Origin of the sequence: Microbacterium paraoxydans, from assembly GCF_018224615.1 — a bacterium.
GTDB classification, from domain to species: Bacteria; Actinomycetota; Actinomycetes; order Actinomycetales; family Microbacteriaceae; genus Microbacterium; species Microbacterium paraoxydans_B.
Genome location: NZ_JAGTUK010000003.1, coordinates 369,854 through 395,543 on the forward strand (window position 1 = coordinate 369,854; position 25,690 = coordinate 395,543).

Genomic DNA, 25,690 nt, shown 5'->3' on the forward strand with positions numbered 1-25,690 from the left:
ATGGGTCACATCGCGGTGCTGTCGAACCCACGGGCGGGGAAGGGGCGGGGAGGCCGCGTGACCGACACCGCGGTCGCTCAGCTGCAGCGGCGCGGGGCCCGCGTGCGGCTCTATTCGGGTGACTCCGCCGCGGCGACGGCAGCACTCGCCACGACCGCACTCGCGGAGGGGCCGGACGGGCTCGTCGTGATCGGCGGCGACGGCACGCTCTCGGGCATCCTCGACGTGCTGTGCGCCGCGACCGTGCCGATCACGCTGGTGCCGGCCGGCACCGGGAACGACCTCGCTCGCGCCCTCGACCTGCCGTGGCGCGACGCTGCCGCGGCCGCCGAGCTCGCCCTCACCGGCACGCCCCGGTCGATCGACGTGGGCGAGGTCGAGACACCCTCCGGACGCGCGCCGTTCCTCACGGTCGTGGCGCTCGGGTTCGACGCCAGGGTCAGCGACCGCACCAATCGGCTGCGCTGGCCCTCCGGCGCCCTCCGGTACTACCTGGCCCTGCTGATCGAGCTCGTGCGACTCCGGCCGTTCGACTTCACCGTCACGATCGACGACGGCGCACCGACCACGGCCCCTGGCACGATCGTCGCGGTGGGGAACACCGCCAGCTACGGCGGAGGGATGCCCGTGTGCGTCGGCGCGCTCCCGGACGACGGTCGGCTCGACGTGGTGCGGGTGGCTGCGCTGGGCCGTGCGCGTCTGGTGCGCCTGTTCCCCCTGCTGCTGCGCGGCACGCATCTGACCCGACCGGAGGTGCGGCATGCGTCGGCGCACCGCGTCACGGTGGCGGCTCCCGGGCTCGTGGTCTACGCCGACGGCGAGCGCCTCGGCGAAGGCACCTGCACCGTCTCCCTCCGCGCCGGAGCACTCACGGTCATGACGAGGCCGAAGACGGGAGACGTTCGTGTTCGATGAGGATGTGGTGGTCGTCGGATCCGGGTTCGGCGGCTCGGTCGCGGCACTGCGGCTGAGTGAGAAGGGCTACCGTGTCCGCGTGTTCGAGGCCGGACGGCGCTTCGAGGACGAGGACTTCGCGAAGACGAGCTGGAACGTGCGGCGGTACCTGTGGGCGCCCGCGCTCGGGTGCTTCGGGGTGCAGCGCATCCACCGGCTGCCACACGTGATGATCCTCGCGGGAGCCGGTGTGGGCGGTGGGTCGCTCAACTACGCCAACACGCTCTACGAGCCGGGCCCCGCATTCTTCGCCGACCCGCAATGGGCGCAGATCCGCGACTGGCGGGCGGCGCTCGCCCCGCACTACGCCACCGCGAAGCGCATGCTCGGCGTGGTCGGCGCGTATCCGCACACGGGGCCCGTCGAACGGATCATGGCCGGAGCCGCGGACGACCTGGGCGTGGGGGAGAGCTTCCGCCACGCGCCCGTGGGGGTGTGGTTCGGCGAGCCCGGCCGGCGCGTGCCCGACCCCTACTTCGGCGGTGAGGGTCCGGACCGCACGGGGTGCACGCTCTGCGGCAACTGCATGGTCGGCTGTCGCGTCGGCGCCAAGAACACTCTGGTGAAGAACTACCTCGCCCTCGCGGAGCGACGCGGCGTCGTGATCGAGCCTCTCCGCACGGTCACCGAGGTGCGCGAGCTGCCCTCGGGCGGATTCTCCGTCACGACCGTGCGCAGCGGCGCCTGGCTGCGGCGGCGACCGCGCACCGTCACGGCCGAGCAGGTGGTACTCGCCGCGGGTACCTGGGGCACGCAGCAGCTGCTGCACCGCATGAGGCGCAGCGGTGCCCTGCCGCACATCCCCGAGGCGGTGGGTCGCCTCACCCGGACGAACTCGGAGGCGCTGGACGGGGCGGTCGCCGTGCGGGTGCCGGAGCAACTGCAGCTCGCGCGTGGCGTCGCCATCACGACCTCCTTCCATGTGGACGAGCGCACGCACGTGGAGAACGTCCGCTACGGTCCCGGCTCGAACCTCATGGGGGCTCTGGCCACCGTGCTGGTGCCGGGCGAGCGGTCTCTGGGCGGCCGCCTCGGAGCACTCCTCCGGCGTACGCTCCGGGCGCCCCTCCACGCGATGCGGCTGGCGTCGCTGCGCCGGTGGAGCGAGCGCGGGATCATCGCGCTCGTGATGCAGACCGCCGACAATTCGCTCACGCTGTCGCTACGGCGTCGCTTGGGCCGTTGGAGCCTCACGAGTGCGCAGGGGCACGGCGCTCCCAACCCGAGTCACTTGCCGGAAGCCCATCGAGCCGCGGAGGCCATCGCCGCACGGCTCGAGCACGAGGGTGGGATTCGGGCCGAGGCGCGTGGGTCGTGGCCGGAGGTGTTCGGGATCCCGCTGACGGCGCACTTCCTCGGTGGCGCGGTGATCTCCTCCGCTCCGGAGACCGGGGTCGTGGACGAGTATCACCGCGTCTGGGGCCACCCGGGGCTGCACGTGGTGGACGGCTCCGCGGTGCCCGCGAACCCCGGCGTGAACCCGTCGCTGACCATCACCGCGCTCGCGGAGCGGGCGATGTCGCACTGGCCGCGCCATGGCGAGCCGGACGGGCGCCCCGCCCAGGACACGGCGACGGGGGCCGCGCGCTCGGCACGGCCCCCGTCGTCGGAGTGATCAGCGGTTCTCGATACCCCGGATCTGCGGGGTGTGGAACGACCCGCCGAACGCGCGCTCCGAGGCGCCCTCACGGTCGAGGTAGGGCGAGGCGCCGCCGTCGATGAACGGCCAGCCGGCACCCAGGATCAGGCACAGGTCGATGTCCTCCACCTCGGGGACGACGCCCTCGTCGAGCATCAGCTTGATCTCCGTGGCCAGTCCGTCCTGCACGCGCTGCAGGATGGTCGCGGCAGACGCCGGGGTCTTGCCGACCGCCGGCTTGAGCACCTTCTCGGCCTGCTTGCTCCAGCCGACCACGCGACCGCCCTTGTCCTTCTCGACGACCTGGTCGAGTTCAGCGAGGGCGTGGAAGTTCTCGTTCGCGTAGAACCGGTCGGGGAAGGCGTGCACCATCGTGTCCTGCACGTGGGCGGCGACCTTCCAGCCGACGAGGTCGATCAGCTGGAACGGGCCCATCGGGAGGCCCAGCGGCGCGAACGCCTTCTCGACCTCGGCGATCGGCGTGCCCTCGTACACGGCGCGCGCTGCCTCGCCCATGACCTTGGCCAGCAGACGGTTCACCACGAATCCGGGCGCGTCGGCGGTGAGCACCGCGTTCTTCCCGAGGTTCTTCGCGACGACGAACGCGGTCGACAGGGCCGCTTCCGACGTGGTGGGCGTCTTCACGATCTCGATCAGCGGCATGACCGCGACCGGGTTGAAGAAGTGGAAGCCCACGAGCCGCTCGGGGTGCGCGAGCTTCGAGCCGATCTCCTCGACGGACAGCGATGACGTGTTGGTGGCCAGGATGGTGTCCTCCGCCACGATCTTCTCGATCTCGCCGAAGACCTGCTGCTTGACGCCGACCTCCTCGAAGACGGCTTCGATCACGAAGTCGCAGTCCGCGTAGAGGCTCTTGTCGGTCGTGCCGGTCACGAGCGCCCGCAGCTTGTTGGCGGTGTCGGCGTCGAGCCGGCCCTTGCCCTCGAGCTTGCCGATCTCCTCGTGGATGTACGCGACACCCTTGTCGACGCGCGCCTGGTCCAGGTCGGTGATGAGGACCGGAACCTGGAGCTTGCGCACGAAGAGCAGGGCGAACTGGCTCGCCATCAGGCCGGCGCCGATGATGCCGACCTTGGTGACCTTCTTCGCGAGTGCCTTGTCCGGTGCGCCCACCGGACGCTTCGCACGCTTCTGCACCAGATCGAACGCGTACATCGACGCGGCGAACTGGTCGCCGGTCACGAGCTCGGCAAGGACCTCGTCCTCGCGGGCGAATCCCTCGGCCTTGGTGCCGCTCTTGGCCTTGTCGAGCAGGTCCAGCGCGACGTACGGCGACTTCGGCACGGTGCCGATCTTCGACTCGAGCATGCCGCGGGCCATCTTGATCGCGATCGGCCACTTGGTGAGCCGCTCGATCTTGCCCGGCTCGTTCTTGCGCTCGACCTTCTTGCCGCCGAGGACCGCGTCGGCCCAGGTCAGCGAGTTCTCGAGGTAGTTCGCCGCGGGGAAGATCGCATCGAAGATCCCGAGGTCGAAGGCCTGCTGCGGCTTGAGCATGCGGTTCTGCTTCAGCGGGTTCGAGATGACGACCTCGAGCGCGTTCTCGATGCCGATCAGGTTCGGCAGCAGGTACGCCCCACCCCAGCCGGGGATGATGCCGAGGAAGACCTCGGGCAGCGCCACGGCCGCAGCGGAGGCATCGACCGTGCGGTAGGTCGAGTTCAGGGCGATCTCGAGACCCCCGCCGAGGGCGAGACCGTTGACGAACGCGAACGACGGCACGCCGAGGTCGCCGAGCTTGCCCAGCACCTTGTGGCCGAGCTGCGCGATCAGGCGGGCGTTGTCGCGCGAGCCCACCTTGCTGATGTCGGACAGGTCGGCGCCGGCAGCCAGGATGTACTGCTTGCCGGTGATGCCCACCGCCTGGATCTCGCCCGCGGCGGCGCGGGCCTTGAGCCCGTCCAGCGTCTCGCCGAGCTCCGTGAGCGTGGCCGGGCCGAGGGTGTTCGGGCGCGTGTGGTCGCGGCCGTTGTCGAGGGTGATCAGGGCGAGGACCTTGCCGGAGGGGAGGCGGATGTCGCGCACAGGGGAGTGTGTGATCACCTCCCCCTCGGTGAGCGCCTGGATGGGCGAGAAGTCGACGTCGTCGTAGCTCACTTCTTCTTCTTTCCGTCGTAGTGCGGGTTCTCCCAGATGACCGAGCCGCCCTGTCCCAGACCGACGCACATCGCGGTCAGGCCGTAACGGACGTCCGGGCGCTCGGCGAACTGCGCCGCGAGCTGGATCATCAGACGCACGCCGGACGCGGCGAGCGGGTGGCCGAGAGCGATCGCGCCACCCCACTGGTTGACGCGCGGGTCGTCGTCGGCGATGCCGAAGTGGTCGAGCAGGGAGATCACCTGGATCGCGAACGCCTCGTTGAGCTCGAACAGGCCGATGTCGGAGATGTCGAGCCCGGCCTTCTTGAGCGCCTTCTCCGTCGACGGGATCGGGCCGATGCCCATGATCTCCGGCTGCACACCCGCGAACGCGAACGACACCATGCGCATCTTGGGTGCGAGACCGAACTCCTTCACTGCGCCGCCACCGGCGAGCAGCGACATCGTCGCACCGTCGGTCAGCGGAGACGACGTGCCGGCCGTGACGCGTCCGTGCGGGCGGAACGGCGTCTTGAGCCCGGCGAGGTCTTCCATCGTGGTCTGCGGGCGACGTCCCTCGTCCTCGGTGGCCAGTCCCCAGGCGCCGTCCGCTCCCTTGATCGCGACCGGAACCAGGTCGGGCTGGATCTTGCCGGCGTCGTACGCGGCCTGCACCTTGTGCTGGCTCAGCATGCCGAAGCGGTCGGAGCGCTCCTTGGTCAGGTGGGGGAAGCGGTCGAAGATGCGCTCAGCGGTGACGCCCATATTGAGCGCCCCGGGGTCGACCATCTTCTCGGCCACGAATCGGGGGTTGGGGTCGGCGTTGGAGCCGATCGGGTGGTGGCCCATGTGCTCGACGCCGCCCGCGAGGGCCAGGTCGTACATGCCCACGCCGATCGACGCGCCCATCGTGGTGACACTGGTCATGGCACCGGCGCACATGCGCTCGACCGCGAGACCGGGGACCGTCTGCGGCAGCCCGGCGAGGATCGCGACCGACCGTCCGAGGGTCAGCCCCTGGTCGCCGGTCTGGCTGGTCGCGGCGATCGCGACGTCGTCGATGCGGTCGGCCGGCACGGCGGCGTTCCGCTCCATCAGCCCGATGGTCGCCTTGACGGCGAGGTCATCCGCGCGGGTGTTCCAGTACATGCCCTTTTCGCCGGCGCGCCCGAACGGGGTGCGCACGCCATCGACGAAGAAGACGTCCGAGATCTCGGCCACTCTGCCTCCAGGTTTCTTGGGGTTGGCCTCAGTCTAGGAAGCCGCGAAATCCCGGAAGAATCGGTTGGATCGAACCTACGAAGCGGTCGGCGACGTGGTGTCGGGCGCTTGCGCCGCCTCTACAAAGGCGTCCGCGATCTTCTGTGCGGTCTGTTCAATCTGCCAGGGTCGCGCACCGAGTGCCGCCAGCGCCCCGCCGACCTCCTCCGCGGTGGTCCCGGGGGAGTCCCAGGACACGCGCCGCAGATAGTCGGGGGTCAGGAGGTTCTCCGTCGGCATGCCCAGTTCCTCCGCGACGGCCTCGACGGCGGGTCGCGCAGCCTTCAGTCGAGCGTCGGCCTCCGGGTTGCGGTCGGACCAGGCGCGCGGCGGCGGAAGGGTGTCGCTCGGCACGCGCTCACGCGGCAGCTGTTCGGCCGCGCGTCCGTCGACGATGGCCTGCCACCAGCGGTCGAGCTGACTGCGGCTCGCGCGCCCCTGGAACTCCTTGAGCCCGGCCAGCGCCTGCTTGGACGAGGGATTGGCCAGCACCGCGGCCACGAGAGAGCGGTCGGGGACGAGGCGTCCGGGGGAGACATCCTGCTGCTGCGCGTACATCTCACGCGCCTCCCACAGCGCACGGGCCACCGCGAGATTACGGGCGCCGCGCACCTGATGCAGCCCGCTGAGGCGCCGCCACGGATCCTCTCGCGGAGCCTTCGGGGTGCGCGCCAGGGTCGCCGCGAACTCCTGCGCGGCGAACTCGGTCTTGCCCTGCTCCGCGAGCTCGGCGACGAGGGCGTCGCGCACGTCGACCAGGTGCAGCACATCCAGCGCGGCGTACTCGAGCCACGCGGCGGGCAGCGGGCGCGTCGACCAGTCCGCCGCCGAGTGCTCCTTCTTCAGCGTGATACCGAGCGTGTCCTCCACGACAGCCGCCAGACCGACGCGTTCGTGACCGAGGAGCCGCGCGGCGAGCTCCGTGTCGAAGATCGTGCGCGGCTCGAGGTGCAGTTCCCGAAGCGAGGGGAGATCCTGACTCGCCGCGTGCAGCACCCACTCCTCGGCACCGATCGCGCGCTGCAGCGCGGCCATGTCACCGATCGCCGGCGGATCGAACAGGAAGACACCACTGTCGCGACGGAACACCTGCACCAGGTAGGCGCGCTGGGAGTAGCGGAAGCCGGAGGCCCGCTCGACGTCGACCGCCACAGGGCCGGTGCCGGCAGCGAGCGACGCGCACGCCGCCAGGAACTCCTCGGTGTCCGAGATCACGGAGTATTCAGTCACGTACAGCCTTTCGCGCGCCGATCACGGCGATGCCCTCGGAGCCGGGCGGAAGTCCCGCCAGCATTCCGACCAGCTCGGCCCATGCTTCGACGTGCGGTCGGAAGGGGCCATCCGGTGTCCAGGACGCCCGCAATTCTATCTGTGCACCGTCGCCCTCGTCCGCGAGGCCACCGAACCCTTTCGACAGGGTCTTGGTCGAGGTGCCGGACGGCGCGCGGTACACCGCCCCGCGCGAGTCGAGCGCATCCACCAACCAGGACCATGTGACGTCCGCCAGGAGCGGGTCGGTGCCGATCTCGGTCTCCAGCGGGGCCTGCGCGAAGATCACGATGCGCCACGCTCCGCCCCACGCGTCCGGCTCCTCCGGGTCGTGGAGCAGGATGAACCGTCCCGTGCCGTAGACGGAGTCGCCGTCCTCACCGGGGCGCACGTCGGCAGAGAGCGCGATCGCGAAGGGCGCGAGGCCCTGCGGCGTCGGGATCTCGCGCACCGTGATGTCATCGCGGAACGCGGTCTCGCGCAGTTCGGCCACGGCGCTGTCGAAGGGCGTCCCGGCCTCGGGATGTGCGGTCACGGCAACAGGCTAGAGTCGGAAGGCGATGAAGAGTCTCAGGCACGCCGCCCAGTTCATTGTCCCCGCGCTCCTCGCCGTGGGAGCCACCGCGGGATTCCTGGTGCTCGCGGTCGCACGGCGCGTGGTCACCCCGCTGCGCCAACGCAGGCTCGACACGGAGATCTTCGCGATCGACACCGGGGCGCAGACGATCGAGCTGGGCCGCACGCTCGACACCGAGCTGCCCGGCCGCTACGGCCTCTTCACGACCGGGACCTACGGCTACCTCAAGCTGGGCGCCGTGCTGAGCGCCGACGGCACGGTCGTGCGCCGCAAGCTCCTCACCAAGGTGGAGCCCGGTGCGAGCGTCGATCGCGCCGCCTCGTTCAGCGGCTCGTACTACACCTCGCCGAGCGAACTGCACCTGCGGTGGGAGAACGTACTGATCGGCTCACCGGCCGGCCCGTGCCCCGCGTGGTTCTTCCCCGCGTCGTCCTCCACCTGGGTGATCCAGGTGCACGGTCGCGGGGCCACCAGGTCGGAGTGCCTGCGTGCGGTACCGGTGCTCCACGCCGCCGGGCTGCCGAACCTCGTCGTCTCCTACCGCAACGACGGCGAAGCTCCTCGCACACGGACCGGCGCCTACGCCCTCGGCGCCGCCGAGTGGCGAGACGTCGACGCGGCGATCGGCTACGCGCTGCGCCACGGAGCAGAGCGTGTGGTGCTCATGGGCTGGTCGATGGGCGGCGCGGTGTCGCTGCAGGCTGCCGTCAACTCCGGCAACCGGAATCGCATCGCCGGCGTCATCCTCGAGTCGCCCGTCGTCGACTGGCGCTCCGTCCTGCGGTTCCAGGCGAAGCTCAATCGTGTTCGACCTCCGCTGCCCGACCTCGCGATGCGCGCCCTGCAGCAGCCGCTGACGGCACGCCTGAGCGGCGCGGACGAGCCGATCCTGTTCGACCGGCTGGACATGGTGGCCCGCGCTGACGAGCTCGCCGCGCCGACCCTGATCCTGCACAGCGAGGACGACGGCTTCGTGCCCGTCGACGCCTCCCGCGCGCTGCAGGAGGCGCGTCCGGACCTGGTGACCATGCCGCGCTTCACCGTCGCCCGCCACACCAAGCTGTGGAACTACGACGAGCACGGCTGGGCGGCCGCCATTACTCAGTGGCTGGAGGGGCAGGGCCTCAGCGCTTCTGCCTGACCTGGTTCTTGGCCCGCATGAGCATGCCGGTCATCCCGCCGATGCGCAGGGGCGACACGGCCTTGGTGAGACCGATCGACTGCGGGTAGTCCTCGGGGATCGCGAGCACCTGGTCGGACGTGAGGCCCGTGATGCCCTGCACGAGGATGCTCGCGAAGCCGCGCGTGGTCGGAGCTTCCTCCGGCGCTGTCGCGTGCATCGTCACGATGTCGTCGTTCACCTCGACGTAGATGTAGACGGGCGACTGGCACTCGGCGACGCGCTCGCACATCTCCGGGTGGTTCGCGACCTCGTCCGACACGGGCGGAAGCTCGTCGGCGTACTCGAGGAGCAGCAGGAGGCGATCGGCCTCCGGTGTCTCCAGGAATCCGTCGCGGATCTCGGCGAGGGTGTCGGGCAGGTCGGTGGCGCTCATCCCTGCCATTCTCCCACGGTCACACCGTGCCGGGCTCGGTCCCGGTGACGATCGGGACGCGCACCGCGCTGCCCCACTCGGTCCACGAGCCGTCGTAGTTGCGCACGTTCTCGAAGCCAAGGAGGTGCTTGAGGACGAACCAGGTGTGGCTCGACCGCTCGCCGATGCGGCAGTAGGCCACGACGTCGTCGCCGTCCTTCAGGCCGGCACCGTCGCGGTAGATCGCCTCGAGCTCCGCGCGGCTCTTGAAGCCGCCGTCCTCCGCGACCGCCTTCGCCCACGGCACGCTCTGCGCCGTAGGGATGTGACCCGCCCGCAGCGTGCCCTCCTCGGGGTACGCGGGTGCGGTGGTCCGCTCGCCGCTGTACTCCTCGGGGGAGCGGACGTCGATGAGCGGCTTGCCGAGGTGCGCGAGCACGTCCTCCTTGTAGGCGCGGATCACGGAATCGTCGCGCTCCACCACCGGGTACTCGGTCGCGGGGCGCTCCGTGACCTCGCGGGTCAGCTCGCGGCCCTCCGCGATCCAGCGGTCGCGGCCGCCGTCGAGCAGGCGCACGTCCTCGTGCCCGAAGAGCGAGAACACCCATAGCGCGTAGGCCGCCCACCAGTTGTTCTTGTCGCCGTAGATCACGACCGTGTCGTCCCGCGCAATGCCCTTGCGGCTGAGCAGGGCCGCGAAGCCCTCACCGTCGACGTAGTCGCGCACCACGGGGTCGTTCAGCTCGGTGTGCCAGTCGACCTTCACGGCGCCGGGGATGTGGCCGGTCTCGTAGAGGAGCACGTCCTCATCGGACTCGACGACGACGAGCCCCGGCGTGCCGAGCCGCTCGGCCAGCCACTCCGTCGTCACGAGACGGCCGGGCTCGGCGTACTCGGCGAACTTGGGGGAGGAGGAGTCGAACTCGATGGCCATGGGGTCTCCGTAGCGGTGAGCGGGCGAGCGGTCGGGTGAGACGGCGTAGTGTTGTTCCGTCTCTTTCGACGATAGATGCTCCCCGTGCCCCCGGCACCGGATCCGTAAGACTTCGACACAGGCCGCCGCCTGATTCAGGACCGTGATGACCGACCCGACCACCCGTACCGGCACCGTGCACCTCACCGACCGCACCCCCTCTGTCACCGGGCCGGAGATGCTGGCGAGCCTCGTGCCGCCGCCGCAGTTCGACGATGCGACGTTCGACAGCTATCGCTCCGACCCCGCGTACCCCTCTCAGGAGGAGGCGAAGCAGACGCTCCTTCGCTTCTCGGGTCGCGGTGCGCCGGTCAAGCGGGGTGGGCTGTTCAGCCGGGCGAAGAAGGAGCCGGAGCTCAAGCCGGGCGTGTACCTCGACGGCGGCTTCGGCGTGGGCAAGACGCACCTGCTGGCATCGATCTACCATGCAATGCCCGCCCGGCGGAAGTACTTCGGGTCGTTCATCGAGTACACGGCACTGGTCGGTGCCCTCGGCTACAAGAACACGGTCGACCTGTTGAAGGGGGCTGACCTGCTGTGCATCGACGAGTTCGAGCTCGATGACCCGGGCGACACCATGGTCATGACCCGACTGCTGGGCGAGCTCGTGCCGACCGGCACGCGGTTGGCGGCCACGTCGAACACGCCGCCGAATGCGCTGGGCGAGGGGCGCTTCGCCGCCCAGGACTTCCTGCGCGAGATCCATGCCATGTCCGACAGCTTCCAGACGCTGCGCATCGACGGCGTCGACTTCCGTCAGCGCGCCATCGACGGGCACGCCGTCGTGCGCGACGACGACGATTACGCCGACGCGATCACCGCGGCCGGCGGCCCTGCGTCGGACGACGCGTTCGACGACCTGATCCGCCACCTCGCCCAGGTGCACCCCTCGCGCTACATCCGCCTGATCGACGGCCTCGCGCTCGTCGGCCTGCGGGGGGTCCGCCAGCTGACGGATCAGTCGGAGGCGCTGCGCTTTGTCGCCTTCGTCGACCGGGTGTACGACGCGCAGATCCCGATCGTCGCGACGGGCCTCGGCCTCGACGCCGTGTTCTCCGAGGAGATGCTCGCCGGCGGATATCGCAAGAAGTACCTGCGCGCCATCTCCCGGCTCAACGCGCTCACGCATTCTGCGTAAGCCCGCAGGGCCGCGTAACGCGATGTTCACACCGGAGCCCACGCTGTAACAGCGGGGAAACAAACCTCACGCATGGGCGAAATCGTGCGTGGTCACACTGAAGCTCTCAATTACTTCGGATGTGAGGTTTTCCTTATGGATGCTCCCGGCAACATCTCGTGGGCGATCACCGCGACGGCGCTCGTTCTGCTCATGACGCCCGGCGTCGCCTTCTTCTACGGCGGTCTCGTCAAGGCGAAGAGCGTCGTCAGCATGATGATGATGAGCTTCGGCTCCATCGGACTCGTCGCCGTGCTGTGGATTCTCTTCGGCTTCTCGATGAGCGCGGTCGACAGCCCGACCGCCTTCGCGGGCAACCCGTTCGCCGACTTCGGCCTGTCGAACCTGGCTTCGGGTGAGGGCTCCAACGTCGCACTCCTCGGCGTCGCCTACGGTGCCACGTTCGCGATCATCACGGTCGCCCTGATCTCCGGCGCCATCGCCGACCGCGCCAAGTTCGGCAGCTGGCTGATCTTCGCCGGCGTGTTCGCCACGGTCGGCTACTTCCCGGTCGCCGCCTGGGTCTGGGGCGGCGGCTGGATCATGAACCTCGGCACCATGCTGTTCGGGGAGGACAGCGGCATCGGCGTGATCGACTACGCCGGTGGCACCGCGGTGCACATCAATGCGGGTGCGGCGGCGTTGGCGCTCGCGCTCGTGCTCGGCAAGCGCATCGGCTTCCAGAAGGGCATCCTCAAGCCGCACAACGTGCCGCTGACCCTGCTCGGTGCCGCGCTGCTCTGGTTCGGCTGGTTCGGCTTCAACGCGGGTGCCGAGTGGCTCGCCGAGGACATGGGCGGCGTCGGCCTCATCGGTCTGAACACGCTGGGTGCGACCGCCGCGGCCATCCTCGGCTGGATCCTGATCGAGCGCATCAAGGACGGCAAGGCGACGTCGGTCGGCGCCGCATCGGGTGCCGTCGCCGGTCTGGTCGCGATCACCCCGGCCTGCGCCAACCTCACGCCCGGCTGGTCGCTGCTGCTCGGTGCGGTCGCAGGTGTCGTGTGCGCCCTGGCGGTCGAGCTCAAGTTCCGGCTCGGTTTCGACGACTCGCTCGACGTGGTGGGCATCCACCTCGTCGGCGGTCTCATCGGCACCGTCTACCTCGGCTTCTTCGCCACCGGCACCGGCCTGTTCGTGGGCGGTGACGCCCGCCAGCTCGCGGTCCAGGTGATCGCCGCGCTCGGCGTGCTGATCTACTCCTTCGTGGTGGCGTTCATCATCGGCTTCGCGATCCAGAAGACGATCGGCTTCCGCATCACGAACGAGGACGAGATCGCCGGCGTCGACCAGGTCGTTCACGGTGAGGAGGGCTACGCGCTCGCGGACGCGTGATCGCGATTAGGGTGACCGTGTGGGCAAGACCAACGGCATCCTGACGACACTCGCGGAGATCCTGCTCAAGGCGGTGGACTCCGGCCGGGCGTCTCGGACCACTTCCGGTCCGAGGCGCCCGGATGCGCGTGTGCGGACACCCGAGGAGCGGGCGGCGCGACGCGGGGCGGGCTCGGACGCCGTCGATGCCGGGCGGGCCGCGGGGACGGAGACGCTCCGGATCGACCCGATGCGCATCCGCTCGCTGCGTGTCGCCTACGCGCCGGCGCCGGACGGCGCGCCCGACGCGGGCGAGGTGGTGTGGACCTGGGTGCCCTACGAGGAGGGGGACGGTCGCGGCAAGGACCGCCCGGTGCTCGTGATCGGCCGGCAGTCCGACGACCGGGTCTACGCGGTGCGGATGACCAGCCGCCCGCACGACGGCGACCGCGACTACCTCTCGATCGGGTCCGGGGCCTGGGACGCGCAGGGGCGCGAGTCGTGGGTCGACATCGAGCAGCTGTACAGCGTGCACGAGCGTGGGCTGCGGAGAGAAGCGGCAGCGCTGGATCGTGCCAGGTACGGGCGAGTGGCGGCGGCTCTGCAGCGGCGGTACGGCTGGGCTCACGCCTGACACGCGGCGGTTCTCTCCAATCCGATCGGGCGGGGGCTGCGAACCCTTGGTGAGTCGCGAGCAGCGGCGCCACACAAGGAGGAATCATGCGTTTCATTCCCACCAAGGTCCACGGAGTGCTCGACTACATCGTCGGAATCGCGCTGATCGCGGCGCCCTGGCTGTTCGGCTTCGCGAGCGTCGGCGGCGCGGCCGTCGTCATCCCGATCGTCCTGGGCGTCGGGCTCATCGTGTACAGCCTGTTCACGAAGTACGAATGGGGCCCGTTCGGTCTCATCCCGATGCCCGTGCACCTGGTGTTCGACATCGTCGCGAGCCTGTTCCTGGCTCTCTCGCCGTGGCTGTTCGGTTTCGCGAACCAGCCCCTGAACGTCTGGCTGCCGCACGTGGTCGTGGGTGCGGCCGTGATCGTGGTCGTGCTGTTCTCGCAGCCGCAGCCGCAGAGCACCCGGGGTCGCGCGGCAACCGTGTGACACCCGGCAGGGACCGGCGACGGGTGGTCAGCCAGACAGCGGCCGCCCGTCGTCTGCGTGTGCGGGACCGTGGGCGGTGCGGTCAGCTCACCGGACGATAGCGGCAGGCGACCGCACCCGAGCGCAGCTCCCGACGCTCCACCAGTTCGAGTCGGAGCTGTTCGGTGAGGCCGCCGAGAAGCGCGGGACCGCGGCCCGCGACCACCGGGTGCACGAGGAACTCGTACTCGTCGATCAGTCCGTGCTGGGCGAGCGCGACCGGCAGCGTCACGCCGCCCACCCACAGCCGCGCATGCTGGCTCTTGAGCAGTTCCACCTGAGGGAGCAGGTCGCCGCGGAGCAGTTCGGCGTTCCAGTCGACGGTGTCGAGGCTGTGGGACACCACGTACTTGCGTGCACGGTCGATCGCGCGCGCGAACGGGAGTTCCCACGGCCGCATCCAGTCCGGCCATTCGCCGGACGGGGGACGACGCCAGGCGGACTCCATGAGCTCGTACGTCACCCGGCCGAACAGCATCGCATCGGCCTCTTGCACTTGGGCGGTCCAGTAGCGCATCGACTCCTGATCGGGCGGGAGGCCCACCTCGTGGTGGCACGAGCCGTCGAGGGTCACGTTGATCGAGTAGCGCAGCGTCCCCATGGCTCCTCCCTCCCGCGTCAGGCGTCTTCGGCGGTGTCGTCGTCCGCGGCGTGCTCGGCGACCTGCTCGCTGTCCACCTGCGCGGGCGGGAGGTCCTGCAGGAACTCGCGGTCGCTGTTCGGGTCGCCACTGCCGTCGCCCGCCAGCGGATCCTGGGCGCTCAGGTCGTCGGCGGGGATGTTCTCTCGGCCGGTCATGTCGGCTCCTCTCGTGCGTGGGCCGCCGGTCGCGACCCGTCGGGAGGATGCTCTCGCGGTCGCCGTCCCTCCGCCAGGCCCTGGTGCGGGGGCGGACGCGGTGCTACGGGGTCAGGCGCGCAGCGCGGCGCTCAGCCATCGGGCGTACAGCAGCCAGGGGTCGCCCTCGTCGCGCAGCCGGCCGACGTGCGCGCGCACGCGAGGAGTGAGCGTGAACCACTCGCCGCCCTCGCGTTCTTCGGCGAAGTCCCGGTGCCGCTGTTGCTCCAGGGCGCGCCCGCCGCGCTCGAACGCGAGCAGTTCGTGATGGCGGATGCTCGCCAGGCGCTGCCGCGGGCGGCGACTGGTGCCGATCTTCACGCGGTCATCGAAGCGGAGGTAATAGACGACGTCGATGCGGGGGAGGGGGAGCTCGGCGTCCGGCACATCGCCGTATCGCCACCCGCAGGCCGCACAGTGCAGCGACCCGTCGACGGGGACACCTGCGTCGTGGCCGCAGAGGCCGCAGGGAGTGGGCAGGGCGCGAGGGGTCGGCACAACCGAAGCCTAGGCGCGGCCGCCGACACCGGCGGGCGGCCGACGTGCTTCCGTCCACCCCGTGCTCGTCCTACGCTCGGAGGACGGCGGCATCCTGGCGTCGCCGGGACGGAGCGGGGGATGAGCGCGAGCGCGGCTCGAGGTGCTGCGCTGCCCGCTGCCGTGGCGGCGGCGGCGACGCTGCTGCTGTCGGGGTGCACGGGGCCGCCCACGCCGGCTCCCGAGGTGACTGCGGTGTTCACGTCGGAGGCGGTCGCCGTGGCCGAGGGGCTCGACGCGCCGTGGTCGATCGCTTTCCACGGGAGCACCGCGCTCGTGAGCGAACGAGACACCGGCACCGTGGTCGAGATCGGGACGGACGGCGGCGTGCGCGAGGTCGCGGTGCTCGACGGTGTCGTGGCGGGCGGGGAAGGCGGGCTGCTCGGGCTCGCGGTGCACGACGGGTACCTGTACGCCTATGCGACGGCGGACGAGGGGAACCGTGTCGAGCGTCACGAGCTGCGGGGGACGCCGGGCTCGCTGCGACTGGGACCGGCAGAGCCCATCCTGTCCGGGATCCCCTCTGCGCCCACGCACAACGGGGGCCGTATCGCGTTCGGCCCGGACGGGCGACTGTACGTCACGACGGGCGACGCGGGCGACGGTCGCCGCGCCCAGGACCCGCAGTCGCTGGCCGGGAAGATCCTCCGCGTGGAGGCCGATGGCACCGTTCCATCGGACAACCCGTTTCCGGGCTCCCCGGTCTACAGCCTCGGTCACCGCAACCCGCAGGGACTCGCGTGGGCAGACGACGGCACCCTGTTCGCGAGCGAGTTCGGGCAGAACACGTGGGACGAGCTCAACGTGGTCGTCCCCGGGGGCAATTACGGCTGGCCCGAGGTGGAGGGAATCGCGGAGAAGGACGGCTTCGTCGATCCGGTGCAGCAGTGGGCACCCGCGGACGCTAGCCCGAGCGGGATCACGGTGGTGCAGGGCCGCCTCCTGATCGCGAACCTGCGCGGCGAGCGGTTGCGCGAGGTGCCCGTGGACGACCTGGGTTCCTCGGCCGAGAGCGGGATCGGACGACACGGGCGGCTGCGCGACGTGGTGGTCGCACCGGACGGTGAGGTGTGGATCCTCACGAACAACACCGACGGGCGCGGGAGCCCACGGGAGGGCGACGACCGCATTCTCGCGGTGGAAGCGGAGTGACCGCGACTCCTGCCACCGGGGACGCCCGTGTGTCAAGCACCGCCGCGTTCGAGCTCGCGATTGTCAGACTCGGGTATGGCCTTCATCGGATTCCACGCCTCGCACGAGCAGATCCCCCCGAGCGCGCTGCTCGACGCGGTCGTCGCCGCGGAAACCGCGGGGTTCGACGGCGCGATGTGCTCGGACCACCTCGCCCCCTGGTTGCCGGAGCAGGGCGAGTCCGGCTTCGCGCTGAGCTGGATCGCCGCGGCGCTCGCGCGCACGAGCTTCTCGATCGGGCTGGTCAACGCGCCGGGTCAGCGCTATCACCCGGTCGTGATGGCGCAGGCGTTCGCGACGCTGGAGGAGATGTTCCCCTGGCGGTTCTGGGCGGCGCTCGGCAGCGGCGAGGCGATGAACGAACATGTCACGGGCGATCCGTGGCCGAGCAAGGAGCTCCGCAACGGCCGGCTGCGGGAGAGCGTCGATGTGATCCGGAGGCTGCTGGACGGCGAGGAGGTCACGCACGACGGCCTCGTGCGGGTGCATCGGGCACGCGTCTGGAGCCGTCCCGCCGAGCCGCCGCCGCTGCTCGCCGCCGCGGTGAGCCCGGAGACGGCGCGCTGGGCGGCCGCGTGGGCGCAGGGTCTGGCGACCGTGGCGCAGGAGCCGGCGGCGCTCGGCCGTGTGGTCGACGCCTACCGCTCGGCCGGCGGCGAGGGGCCCTGCGTGCTGCAGGTGCATGTCAGCTGGGCCGACACCGACGCCGAGGCGCTCGAACTCGCCAGGACCCAGTGGCGTCAGGGCGTGCTGACGCCGTCGCTGACGTGGAACATCGAGCAGCCGGAGGACTTCGACGCCGCGGTGGGCGAGGTCGACGAGAGCGCACTGCGGTCTGCGGTACTCGTGGAGCACGACCCCGTCGCGCTCGCGGATCGCATCGCCGAGCTGGCGCGGATCGGCTTCGACCGCGTGTACCTCCATCACGTCGGACAGGAGCAGTCCGACTTCCTGGACGCGGCGGAATCCCTGATCCTGCCGGGGCTGCGCGCACGGCTGTGACGTGATCGCGAGGAGCTGAGGGGGAGTGTGGTGGGCGATACCGGACTCGAACCGATGACCTCTTCCGTGTGAAGGAAGCGCGCTACCAACTGCGCCAATCGCCCATACCCGCGGGGTACGTCAACCGATACTACCGGACGCTCGGAGCCTCTGATGACCACTCTGCGAGACACGCGCGAGATTCGCTCCGGGTTTGGCACGGGGAGATTCATCGGCTAATGTTTCATGAGTGCCCGGGACAACCGGGAACGAAATGCGGATGTAGCGCAGTTGGTAGCGCACAACCTTGCCAAGGTTGGGGTCGCGAGTTCGAGTCTCGTCATCCGCTCGAGTGCAGTAGGTCTTCTCGAAGATCGGCAGCACGTGGGGTCAATCCACACGGTGGCGTGGCCGAGCGGCTAGGCACCGGCCTGCAAAGCCGTTTACACGGGTTCGAATCCCGTCGCCACCTCGCTGAAACTGAATAGCCCCAACGGGCGCGATTGGCGCAGCGGTAGCGCGCTTCCCTGACACGGAAGAGGTCACTGGTTCGATCCCAGTATCGCGCACCACCTGAAACCCCCGGATTCCCCGGGGGTTTTTTGTTGCGTCGGTGACGGGCTCAGCCGCGGCGGAAGACCTTGCGCGCGAGCGATACCGTCATCCAGACGGCGACCACCCAGGGCCCGGCCACGATGATCGGATCGAGCCAGGTGTGCCGGACGTCGATCCGACCGCGCCCGAACCGCGAGGACAGCGGGCGATGCCGCGGTTCCCCGAGCACGCCGGTCTGCGTGACCGGGTTGTCGGGGTGCGGTGTCGCGAGGGAACGCACGTGCGCCCCGACGGACTCGATGCGGTCGCCGATCACGAGCAGCAGCCAGCGCGTGTTCTTCGTCTCACTGAAATGGTCGTAGGCGAAGCGGCGCACGCTCCCGGACAGGCCGTGCAGCGGCTGCGCCGTCCCGAACACGGGAGGGACCATGGCGTGTTCGATCGAGCGCTCCCTGCCCTCCCCGCCCGGCTGCGGGTCCGGACGCGTCCAGTGGGCGCCCGTGTCTCCGTAGTCCTCGAGCTGCTGCCAGGTGCGGCGGTGCTCCGGCGGGAGGTCGGTGCCCCATCCGGGGATGCGGTCGCGGAGCTCGTCCGCGGTCGGTGCCAGCTTCGGCTTGTGCGCTTCGTACGGCATGGCTCAGTCCTCTCCCATGGTGATGACGGGTTTGATGCAGTCGTCCAGCTTGCTGGAGAACACGTGGTACGCCTCCGCGATGTGCTCGAGCGGGAAGCGGTGGGTGAGCAGCTCGCTCGGGCGCACGTGCCCCGCCTGGATGTGCTCCAGGAGTCGGGGCCACTGGCGGAGCACGGGCGCCTGGTTTCCGCGGATGGTGAGGCCCTTGTTCATCGCGTCACCGAGGCGCACGGCGGACACCAGCGGGCCGTAGGCGCCGATCATGGAGACGGTCCCGCCCTTGCGGACCGAGTCGATCGCCCAGTTCACGGCCACGGGGGACCCGCCCTGCAACTTGAGCTTGGCCGCGGTCACGTGCTGGATCAGATTGCCGTCGGCCTCCGCGCCCACGGCATCGATGGCCACGTCCGCTCCGAGGTGCCCCGTCGCCTTCTTCATGGCCAGCACGGGGTCGCCGACCTCCTTGATGTGCATGGTCTCCGCGAACGCGAAGTCCCTCGCCTTGTCGAGGCGGTAGTCGAGGTGGTCCACCACGATCACCCGCCCCGCTCCGAGGAACCAGGCGGAGCGCGCGGCGGCGAGCCCCACCGGTCCTGCGCCGAAGACGGCGACGGTGTCGCCCTCCGCGATGTCGCCGAGCTGCGCGCCGAAGTAGCCGGTGGAGAACGCGTCGGTGAGCAGGAGCGCGTCCTCGGAGGACAGCCAGTCGGGCACGACCGACGGGCCGACGTCGGCGAAGGGAACCCGCACGAATTCGGCCTGACCGCCGTCGTAGCCTCCGGTCGTGTGCGAGTAGCCGTAGATACCACCGACAGCCGTGGCGTTGGGGTTGACGTTGTGGCAGTTGGAGAAGAGCCCGCGCGCGCAGAAGTAGCAGGAGCCGCACGCGATGTTGAACGGCACCATGACCCGGTCGCCCACGGTCAGGTTCTGCACGGACGAGCCCACCTCGTGCACGACGCCGACGATCTCGTGGCCGAACGTGTGCCCGATCCGGGTGTCCGGCATCATGCCGTGGTACAGGTGGAGGTCGGAACCGCAGATCGCGGCGTGGGTGACACGCACGATGGCGTCGTTGGGGTGCTCGATCCGTGGTTCCGCTTTCTCGGTCACCTGGATCTTGTAGGGGCCGCGGTACGTCATGGCGCGCATTGCTGTTCCTCTCGAGAGTCGATCGGTGGATGCGGGCGGCCGGACGGGCGTCGTGCTCTCGTGCCACCGGAGTGACGAGCAGGCGGACCTCCGAGCTGCGGTGAGCTGTCGACGCTAGGTCGAGGGTTCGCGCCGACGCAGGCCGTTGACGAGACGGCCAGCGAGGAGTAGCTTCGCGCTCCCGCGCGCGACCGGCTTCACCGGGTCGATGTCAATCCCCGTGTCCGCCGAGAACCGCCCTCGTAGCCTCGGGGCCATGTCGGAATCGATGTCGATCGCGATGTGCGCTCCGGAGTTGCCCGGCGCACGCGACAACGCCACGGGGCTGCGGCGGGTGTCCCACCTCTCGCAGCTGGCCGCGGTCGTCCGCGCGTGCGCCGGACTGCACGTGCGCTACTCGGAAGGCCCGGATGCGGACGCGCGACGTTCGAGCGTCGACACCGAGAGCGGCCTGGAGCTGCCCGGCCTCTCGGTCAACCCGCTCGACGCCGAGCGCTGGTGGACGCGCCCGCTGGAGGACTGGCTGGCACGGCAGCTGTGCCAGTACCGGCATCTGGCGGAGCAGGAGCCGCGGCGCATCGCCTGGATCCTGCGCGGCGAGCTGTGCGGACGCGGCCCCGACTGCGAGCCGCTGCTGCGCGACGTGGAACCGGTCGCGGTGCTGGACGAGGACCTGCTCGCCGAGGCGCACGAGCGATACAACCGCAACTTCGACGCCGGCCGAGGACCGGCAGACGACGAAGACGAGTCCTCATGAGTGTCCCGGACGGGTGGGCGGAACTCGTCCCCGGGTTCTTCCGCCTGTGCGTCGCCGACGTGAACTGCTACCTGGTGCGCACGTCCGACGGCATGACGCTGTTCGACGCGGGGCTCCCGCGCACGCGCACGGTGCTCGGCGAGCTTCTGACCCACCTCGGTGCACAGCGGAGCGACATCGATGCGGTCGTGCTCACCCACGGCCACTTCGATCACGTGGGCACGGCGCGCGCACTCCAGCGGGAAGGCGCGTCCGTGATCGTCCATCCGCGAGACGTTAGGCTGGCACGACACCCGTACCGGTACCGACCGGCGTCGCCGCGTCTCAGCTACGTGTTCGGTCATCCGCGCGGCATCCCGACGATCGCCCGCATGGCAGCAGCCGGCGCGTTGACAGTGCGAGGCGTGGAGGCGCAGCCACGCGTGGCCCACGGACGAAGCATCGATGCGCCCGGCACGCCGATCGCACTGTGGACGCCCGGGCACACGGACGGACACTGCGCATACTTCTTCCCATCGGAGGGGGTGCTGATCCTCGGCGACGCGCTGGTGACCCTCGACCCCTACACGGGGGAGGAAGGTCCGCAGATCGTGGCCAACGCGGCGACCGCCGTCCCCGACGAGGCACTGGCGTCGCTGACGACCCTCGCGGCCACCGAGGCCAGGGTCGCTCTCCCCGGCCACGGCGCCGCGGTGCGAGACGGCATCGGGCCGGCGGTGGCGCAGGCGCTGCGCCGCGGAGCGCACTGACGCTCCGCCGGGGTCACCGGCCGGGCACAGGGGCTCGCTTGACCTCGTCGTACGCGGCGAGCGCGGCCGCCCGCGTGGCCTTCAGATCGACGATCGGCTCGGTGGGGGCATCGGCGGCCCATCGCGCCACGTACACGCCGTCGGCGTCGAACTTCTTCGCCTGGAGCTCCGGGTTGAACACGCGGAAGTAGGGCGCGGCGTCGGCGCCCGAGCCCGCGACCCACTGCCAGTTGAACGGGTTGCTCGCCTCGTCCGCGTCGACCAGGGTGTCCCAGAACCAGTCCTCGCCCAGGCGCCAGTCGATGAGCAGGTTCTTGATGAGGAACGACGCGGTGACCATGCGCACGCGGTTGTGCATGAAGCCGGTGTGCCACAGCTCGCGCATCCCGGCGTCGACGAGGGGCACTCCGGTCTCGCCGTGCTGCCACGCGTCGAGCTGTTGCGGGTCGAGTCCGGGCCAGGGGAAGGCGTCGAACTCGGTCCGGAGGTTCTCCGTGGCGAGGTCGGGGAAGTGATAGAGCGTGTGCCAGGCGAACTCGCGCCAGCCGAGCTCGGACAGGAACCGCGCGGAGCCGTCGACCTCTGTCGCCTCCGCCCACACGGTGTACGGGCTGAGTTCACCCCAGCGCAGCCGAGGGGAGAGCTGCGAGGTCACACCTGCGGCGGGTTCATCCCTGGCGCGGTCGTAGTCGGGAAGGTCATGCGTGAGGAAGTGGCGCAGTTGGCGCCGGGCGGCAGGCTCGCCCGGTTCCCAGGTCTCGCGGAGTCCGCCGGCCCAGTCCGGTCGGGTGGGCAGCAGCGACCAGGCGTCGAGGTCGTCGGAGCGGACCGTGACGTCGGCTCCGTCGAGTTCGCGCGGCTCGGGCAGTGGAGAGCGCGGTGCGGGGAGCGCGAGGCAGGCCCGCCAGAAGGGCGTGAACACGGAGTAGTGCGTGCCACTGCCGGTCGTGACGGTCCACGGCTCATGCAGGAGCGAGGCCGCGAACGACTCCACCGTCAGCCCCTGCTCGCGCAGTGCCGACTTCAGGGCGCTGTCGATGTCGCGGTGAGCTCGACCGTAGCGACGGTTCCAGTACACCGCGCCGGCGCCCGTCTCGGCGACGACCTCGGTCACCACGTGCTCCGCGGGGCCCCGGCGCAGCACCAGGCGTGCGCCCCGCTCACGCAGACGCTCACCGAGCGAGGCCAGGGAGTGGTGCAGCCACCACTTCGACGCCCCGCCGAGCGGCCGCACCCCCGGCGACTCCTCGTCCAGCACGAACAGCGCGATCACGGGCGCACCGCGGTCCATGGCCGCGCGCAGCGCGGGGTTGTCGGCCAGGCGGAGGTCGTCGCGGAACCAGACGACGGACGGCGCGCTCATCGTGTCACCCACAGTGCCCAGCCGATCAGGACGGGTTGCAGGAACAGGCGGCCGAAACGCTTCCCGTCCGTGTCCAGTCCCGGTGCGGAGCGGCCGGTCCGCCACTGGTACCAGTTGCCGGGGAAGACGGCGGCGAGGAACGCGGCCGTGGCCGCTCCGAAGACCCGACGCTGGCGGGGGAGCGCGATGAGTGCGGCTGCGAGGGCGACCTCCGCGGCACCGGACGCGCGCACGACCGTATCCTTGTCGAGACCTGCGAGGCGGGTGACCGCGTCGGGCACCACCACCCGGAAGCCGCGTGTCTGCGTGAAGTGCGTCACGCCAATCGTGCCGAGGGCGAGAGCGAGGATCCAGCGGGCGATCGTCCGGGTCATGGGGACACGCTACCGTCCGCGCGGCGACGGTCGGCGGCGCCCCGGCGGGCGAGTAGCCTAGAGGCCGACCCAGATGGAGTGATCAGTGCCTGAAAACGCCCAGCCGACCGACGGCTTCGCCCTGTTCTCTGACCGAAACGTCGTCGCGATGCGCGTCAACGGCGTCCTCAAGGATCTCGCCGCGACCGTCACCGACACCGACGAGGTCGAGCCGGTCACGATCGACAGCGTCGACGGTCTGAACATCCTGCGCCACTCGACCGCGCACGTGCTCGCGCAGGCGGTGCAGCGCATCAACCCGCAGGCCAACCTCGGCATCGGCCCGCCCATCGCCGATGGCTTCTACTACGACTTCGGCGTCGACACCCCGTTCACGCCGGAAGACATCAAGGCCATCACCAAGGAGATGCAGCGCATCGTCCGGGAGGGACAGCGCTTCGTCCGCCGTGTCGTCACGGACGAGGAGGCACGCGTCGAGCTGGCCGACGAACCGTTCAAGCTCGAGCTCATCGGGCTCAAGGGCGGCAAGGAGGCCGCCGAGGGCGCGTCCGTGGAGGTCGGCGAGGGTGAGCTGACGATCTACGACAACACCACGCGCGATGGAGAGGTCGTCTGGAAGGATCTCTGCCGTGGGCCGCACCTGCCGAACACGCGCATGATCGGCAACGGGTGGGACCTCACTCGCATCGCCGCGGCGTACTGGCGCGGCAGCGAGAAGAACCCGCAGCTGCAGCGCATCTACGGCACGGCATGGCCGACCAAGGACGAGCTGCGCGCGTATCAGCACCGGTTGGAAGAGGCCGCCAAGCGCGATCACCGTCGCCTCGGCAAGGAGCTCGACCTGTTCTCCTTCCCCGAGGAGATCGGTTCCGGGCTGTCGGTCTGGCATCCGCGCGGCGGTGTCGTGCGCGGCGAGATGGAGCAGCACGCCCGCAAGCGCCACATCGAGGGCGGATACACCTACGTCTACACGCCGCACATCTCGAAGGAGGACCTGTTCCTCACCTCAAACCACCTCGTCACCTACAAGGACGGCATGTTCCCGCCGATCGTGATGGACGAGGAGCGCGACGACGAGGGCAACATCACCAAGCAGGGCCAGGACTACTACCTGAAGCCGATGAACTGCCCGATGCACATCCTCATCTACAAGGAGCGTGCGCGCAGCTACCGCGACCTGCCGTTGCGCTTCGCGGAGAACGGCACGGTGTACCGCAACGAGCTGTCCGGGGCGCTGCACGGCCTCACGCGCGTGCGCGGCTTCACGCAGGACGACTCGCACCTGTTCGTGACGCCCGACCAGCTGGAGGAGGAGGTCGGCAAGGTCCTCGAGTTCATCCTGTCGATGCTGCGCGACTTCGGTCTGACCGACTTCGAGCTCGAGCTGTCGATGAAGGACGACGAGAAGTCGAAGTGGATCGGCTCGGACGAGTTCTGGGAGTCATCGACCGACGCGCTGCGCCGGGTGGCACTCGCGTCGGGCCTCAAGCTCACCGAGGTCCCGGGTGAGGCCGCGTTCTACGGTCCGAAGATCGACCTGAAGACGCGCGATGCGATCGGTCGCACGTGGCAGCTGTCCACGGTGCAGGTCGACCCGAACCTGCCGGAGCGCTTCGACCTCGAGTTCATGGACAAGGACGGGCAGAAGAAGCGCCCGATCATGATCCACCGCGCGCTGTTCGGCTCGATCGAGCGGTTCTTCGCGATCCTGCTGGAGCACTACGCGGGCGACTTCCCGGTGTGGCTCTCGCCCGTGCAGGTCGTGGGCATCCCGGTCGCTGACGATTTCGCCGACTATCTCGGCGAGGTCATCGACACGCTCCGCAGCCGGGGCGTGCGCGCCGAGCTCGACACGTCCGACGACCGCATGCAGAAGAAGATCCGCACGCACACGACCGGCAAGGTCCCGCTCCTCCTGATCGCGGGCGAGCAGGACCGTGCCGCCGGCACCGTCTCGTTCCGCTACCGTGACGGCTCGCAGGAGAACGGGGTGCCGATCGCCGATGCGGTCGAGCGCATCCGTGCCGCGATCGACAGCCACGCCCTCGTGCAGACGGCGGGGGATCTGGCATGACCGACGGGGAGCAGCCGCTGGAGGACGCCGGGCACCTCGCTGGTGTGCCGGACGAGTTCCAGCGGCTGTGGACCCCGCACCGGATGGCGTACATCCAGGCGGGTCCGGAGCCCCTTCGTGAGGAGTGCCCGTTCTGCGAGGCGCCCAAGTATCCGGATGCCGAGCGGCTGATCGTGGCCCGCGGTGAGACCGCGTACGTGCTGCTGAACCTGTTCCCGTACAACTCCGGGCACCTGCTGGTGTGCCCCTACCGTCACATCGCCACGTACGACCAGGCGAGCGTGGAGGAGGTCGCCGAGATCGGCGCGCTCACCCAGACGGCCATGCGCGTGCTGCGCGAGGTGTCCGGCTGCGACGGGTTCAACCTCGGCATGAATCAGGGCGCGGTGGCAGGGGCGGGCGTCGACGCGCACCTGCACCAGCACGTGGTGCCTCGGTGGCGGTCCGACGCGAACTTCTTCCCGATCATCGCGAAGACGAAGGCGCTCCCGCAGCTCCTGGGTGAAGTGCGGGAGGCCGTCGCGCACGCGTGGCCGGCGTGAG

The 25,690-nt window shown here is 70.0% G+C and carries 26 protein-coding genes and 4 tRNA genes; 16 read left to right on the forward strand and 14 right to left on the reverse strand.

Features of this window, described 5'->3' with window-relative positions; all coding sequences use genetic code 11:
- Both KE274_RS11930 and KE274_RS11935 read left to right on the forward strand, forming a co-directional pair.
- The gene (locus tag KE274_RS11930) at positions 1 to 915 is read left to right on the forward strand and encodes a diacylglycerol kinase family protein (protein ID WP_211544025.1); all 915 of its coding nucleotides are present in this window, start codon (positions 1 to 3) and stop codon (positions 913 to 915) included.
- Entirely contained in the window at positions 905 to 2,569 is a 1,665-nt protein-coding gene (locus KE274_RS11935) for a GMC family oxidoreductase (protein ID WP_211544027.1), read from the forward strand. Before KE274_RS11930 ends, KE274_RS11935 begins: the two co-directional genes overlap by 11 nt.
- On the opposite strand, the gene KE274_RS11940 is transcribed toward KE274_RS11935, so the two are convergent.
- The 4 genes from KE274_RS11940 to KE274_RS11955 form a co-directional block, all read right to left on the reverse strand.
- On the reverse strand, positions 2,570 to 4,711 hold the full coding sequence (locus KE274_RS11940) for a 3-hydroxyacyl-CoA dehydrogenase NAD-binding domain-containing protein (protein WP_211544029.1): 2,142 nt from the start codon (positions 4,709 to 4,711) through the stop codon (positions 2,570 to 2,572).
- Entirely contained in the window at positions 4,708 to 5,913 is a 1,206-nt protein-coding gene (locus tag KE274_RS11945; protein ID WP_211544031.1) for a thiolase family protein, read from the reverse strand. Before KE274_RS11945 ends, KE274_RS11940 begins: the two co-directional genes overlap by 4 nt.
- A gap of 75 nt (positions 5,914 to 5,988) precedes the next feature.
- Positions 5,989 to 7,182, reverse strand: a complete 1,194-nt coding sequence (locus KE274_RS11950; RefSeq protein ID WP_211544033.1) for a ribonuclease D — start codon at positions 7,180 to 7,182, stop codon at positions 5,989 to 5,991.
- Positions 7,175 to 7,756, reverse strand: a complete 582-nt coding sequence (locus KE274_RS11955; RefSeq protein WP_211544035.1) for a DUF3000 domain-containing protein — start codon at positions 7,754 to 7,756, stop codon at positions 7,175 to 7,177. The genes KE274_RS11950 and KE274_RS11955 overlap by 8 nt, the downstream gene beginning before the upstream one ends.
- A 25-nt stretch (positions 7,757 to 7,781) precedes the next feature.
- Here KE274_RS11955 and KE274_RS11960 point away from each other — a divergent pair, with 25 nt between their 5' ends.
- Positions 7,782 to 8,939, forward strand: coding sequence for an alpha/beta hydrolase family protein (locus tag KE274_RS11960; RefSeq protein WP_211544037.1), 1,158 nt, complete (start codon positions 7,782 to 7,784; stop codon positions 8,937 to 8,939).
- Here KE274_RS11960 and KE274_RS11965 read toward each other — a convergent pair.
- Both KE274_RS11965 and KE274_RS11970 read right to left on the reverse strand, forming a co-directional pair.
- Positions 8,923 to 9,354: a SufE family protein gene (locus KE274_RS11965; RefSeq protein ID WP_211544039.1), complete on the reverse strand. Its 432-nt coding sequence runs from the start codon at positions 9,352 to 9,354 to the stop codon at positions 8,923 to 8,925. The genes KE274_RS11960 and KE274_RS11965 overlap by 17 nt on opposite strands.
- Before the next feature lie 19 nt (positions 9,355 to 9,373).
- Positions 9,374 to 10,267 carry a sulfurtransferase gene (locus KE274_RS11970; protein ID WP_211544041.1) on the reverse strand — a complete coding sequence of 298 codons (894 nt, stop codon included), beginning with the start codon at positions 10,265 to 10,267 and terminating at the stop codon, positions 9,374 to 9,376.
- Positions 10,268 to 10,412: 145 nt separating this feature from the next.
- Here KE274_RS11970 and zapE point away from each other — a divergent pair, with 145 nt between their 5' ends.
- The 4 genes from zapE (at position 10,413) to KE274_RS11990 (ending at position 13,904) form a co-directional block, all read left to right on the forward strand.
- Entirely contained in the window at positions 10,413 to 11,444 is a 1,032-nt protein-coding gene (gene zapE, locus KE274_RS11975; RefSeq protein WP_211544043.1) for a cell division protein ZapE, read from the forward strand.
- A gap of 135 nt (positions 11,445 to 11,579) precedes the next feature.
- Complete coding sequence (locus KE274_RS11980; protein ID WP_211544045.1) at positions 11,580 to 12,818, forward strand: ammonium transporter; 1,239 nt, start codon at positions 11,580 to 11,582, stop codon at positions 12,816 to 12,818.
- A gap of 19 nt (positions 12,819 to 12,837) precedes the next feature.
- Complete coding sequence (locus KE274_RS11985; RefSeq protein WP_211544046.1) at positions 12,838 to 13,431, forward strand: type II toxin-antitoxin system PemK/MazF family toxin; 594 nt, start codon at positions 12,838 to 12,840, stop codon at positions 13,429 to 13,431.
- Between the two features lie 86 nt (positions 13,432 to 13,517).
- Positions 13,518 to 13,904: an SPW repeat domain-containing protein gene (locus tag KE274_RS11990; protein ID WP_211544048.1), complete on the forward strand. Its 387-nt coding sequence runs from the start codon at positions 13,518 to 13,520 to the stop codon at positions 13,902 to 13,904.
- Positions 13,905 to 13,986: 82 nt separating this feature from the next.
- On the opposite strand, the gene KE274_RS11995 is transcribed toward KE274_RS11990, so the two are convergent.
- From KE274_RS11995 to KE274_RS12005, 3 genes are all read right to left on the reverse strand, one after another.
- Positions 13,987 to 14,544, reverse strand: a complete 558-nt coding sequence (locus tag KE274_RS11995) for a dihydrofolate reductase family protein (protein WP_211544050.1) — start codon at positions 14,542 to 14,544, stop codon at positions 13,987 to 13,989.
- Positions 14,545 to 14,561: 17 nt separating this feature from the next.
- On the reverse strand, positions 14,562 to 14,741 hold the full coding sequence (locus KE274_RS12000; protein WP_211544053.1) for a hypothetical protein: 180 nt from the start codon (positions 14,739 to 14,741) through the stop codon (positions 14,562 to 14,564).
- Between the two features lie 111 nt (positions 14,742 to 14,852).
- On the reverse strand, positions 14,853 to 15,278 hold the full coding sequence (locus tag KE274_RS12005) for a GIY-YIG nuclease family protein (protein WP_211544054.1): 426 nt from the start codon (positions 15,276 to 15,278) through the stop codon (positions 14,853 to 14,855).
- Positions 15,279 to 15,398: 120 nt separating this feature from the next.
- On the opposite strand from KE274_RS12005, the gene KE274_RS12010 reads away from it, so the two are divergent.
- Positions 15,399 to 16,469: a PQQ-dependent sugar dehydrogenase gene (locus KE274_RS12010; RefSeq protein WP_211544056.1), complete on the forward strand. Its 1,071-nt coding sequence runs from the start codon at positions 15,399 to 15,401 to the stop codon at positions 16,467 to 16,469.
- 75 nt (positions 16,470 to 16,544) lie between these two features.
- A complete protein-coding gene (locus KE274_RS12015) occupies positions 16,545 to 17,510 on the forward strand; it encodes a TIGR03885 family FMN-dependent LLM class oxidoreductase (protein WP_211544058.1) in 966 nt (321 codons plus the stop codon).
- Positions 17,511 to 17,538: 28 nt separating this feature from the next.
- On the opposite strand, the gene KE274_RS12020 is transcribed toward KE274_RS12015, so the two are convergent.
- Positions 17,539 to 17,614, reverse strand: a tRNA-Val gene (locus KE274_RS12020).
- 151 nt (positions 17,615 to 17,765) lie between these two features.
- Here KE274_RS12020 and KE274_RS12025 point away from each other — a divergent pair.
- The 3 genes from KE274_RS12025 (at position 17,766) to KE274_RS12035 (ending at position 18,061) form a co-directional block, all read left to right on the forward strand.
- Positions 17,766 to 17,838: transfer RNA gene (locus KE274_RS12025), tRNA-Gly, on the forward strand.
- 52 nt (positions 17,839 to 17,890) lie between these two features.
- Positions 17,891 to 17,961, forward strand: a tRNA-Cys gene (locus tag KE274_RS12030).
- Between the two features lie 25 nt (positions 17,962 to 17,986).
- Positions 17,987 to 18,061: transfer RNA gene (locus KE274_RS12035), tRNA-Val, on the forward strand.
- A 50-nt stretch (positions 18,062 to 18,111) separates the two neighbouring features.
- Here the strand turns inward: KE274_RS12035 and KE274_RS12040 are convergent.
- Together KE274_RS12040 and KE274_RS12045 are read right to left on the reverse strand one after the other, a co-directional pair.
- Positions 18,112 to 18,678 (reverse strand): hypothetical protein, encoded by a 567-nt coding sequence (locus tag KE274_RS12040; RefSeq protein WP_211544060.1) that lies wholly within the window; start codon positions 18,676 to 18,678, stop codon positions 18,112 to 18,114.
- A 3-nt stretch (positions 18,679 to 18,681) separates the two neighbouring features.
- The gene (locus tag KE274_RS12045; protein WP_211544062.1) at positions 18,682 to 19,830 is read right to left on the reverse strand and encodes a zinc-dependent alcohol dehydrogenase; all 1,149 of its coding nucleotides are present in this window, start codon (positions 19,828 to 19,830) and stop codon (positions 18,682 to 18,684) included.
- Between the two features lie 256 nt (positions 19,831 to 20,086).
- Between KE274_RS12045 and KE274_RS12050 the strand changes: the two genes are divergently transcribed.
- A complete protein-coding gene (locus tag KE274_RS12050; RefSeq protein ID WP_249186311.1) occupies positions 20,087 to 20,587 on the forward strand; it encodes a DUF6098 family protein in 501 nt (166 codons plus the stop codon).
- Complete coding sequence (locus KE274_RS12055) at positions 20,584 to 21,336, forward strand: MBL fold metallo-hydrolase (protein WP_211544064.1); 753 nt, start codon at positions 20,584 to 20,586, stop codon at positions 21,334 to 21,336. The genes KE274_RS12050 and KE274_RS12055 overlap by 4 nt, the downstream gene beginning before the upstream one ends.
- Positions 21,337 to 21,349: 13 nt before the next feature.
- On the opposite strand, the gene KE274_RS12060 is transcribed toward KE274_RS12055, so the two are convergent.
- The gene (locus KE274_RS12060; RefSeq protein WP_211544066.1) at positions 21,350 to 22,699 is read right to left on the reverse strand and encodes a cryptochrome/photolyase family protein; all 1,350 of its coding nucleotides are present in this window, start codon (positions 22,697 to 22,699) and stop codon (positions 21,350 to 21,352) included.
- Positions 22,696 to 23,073, reverse strand: coding sequence for a DoxX family protein (locus tag KE274_RS12065; RefSeq protein WP_211544068.1), 378 nt, complete (start codon positions 23,071 to 23,073; stop codon positions 22,696 to 22,698). Before KE274_RS12065 ends, KE274_RS12060 begins: the two co-directional genes overlap by 4 nt.
- Positions 23,074 to 23,221: 148 nt before the next feature.
- On the opposite strand from KE274_RS12065, the gene thrS reads away from it, so the two are divergent.
- Positions 23,222 to 25,147 (forward strand): threonine--tRNA ligase, encoded by a 1,926-nt coding sequence (gene thrS, locus KE274_RS12070; RefSeq protein ID WP_249186396.1) that lies wholly within the window; start codon positions 23,222 to 23,224, stop codon positions 25,145 to 25,147.
- On the forward strand, positions 25,144 to 25,689 hold the full coding sequence (locus tag KE274_RS12075; protein WP_211544071.1) for an HIT family protein: 546 nt from the start codon (positions 25,144 to 25,146) through the stop codon (positions 25,687 to 25,689). The genes thrS and KE274_RS12075 overlap by 4 nt, the downstream gene beginning before the upstream one ends.
- Position 25,690 lies beyond the last annotated feature (1 nt).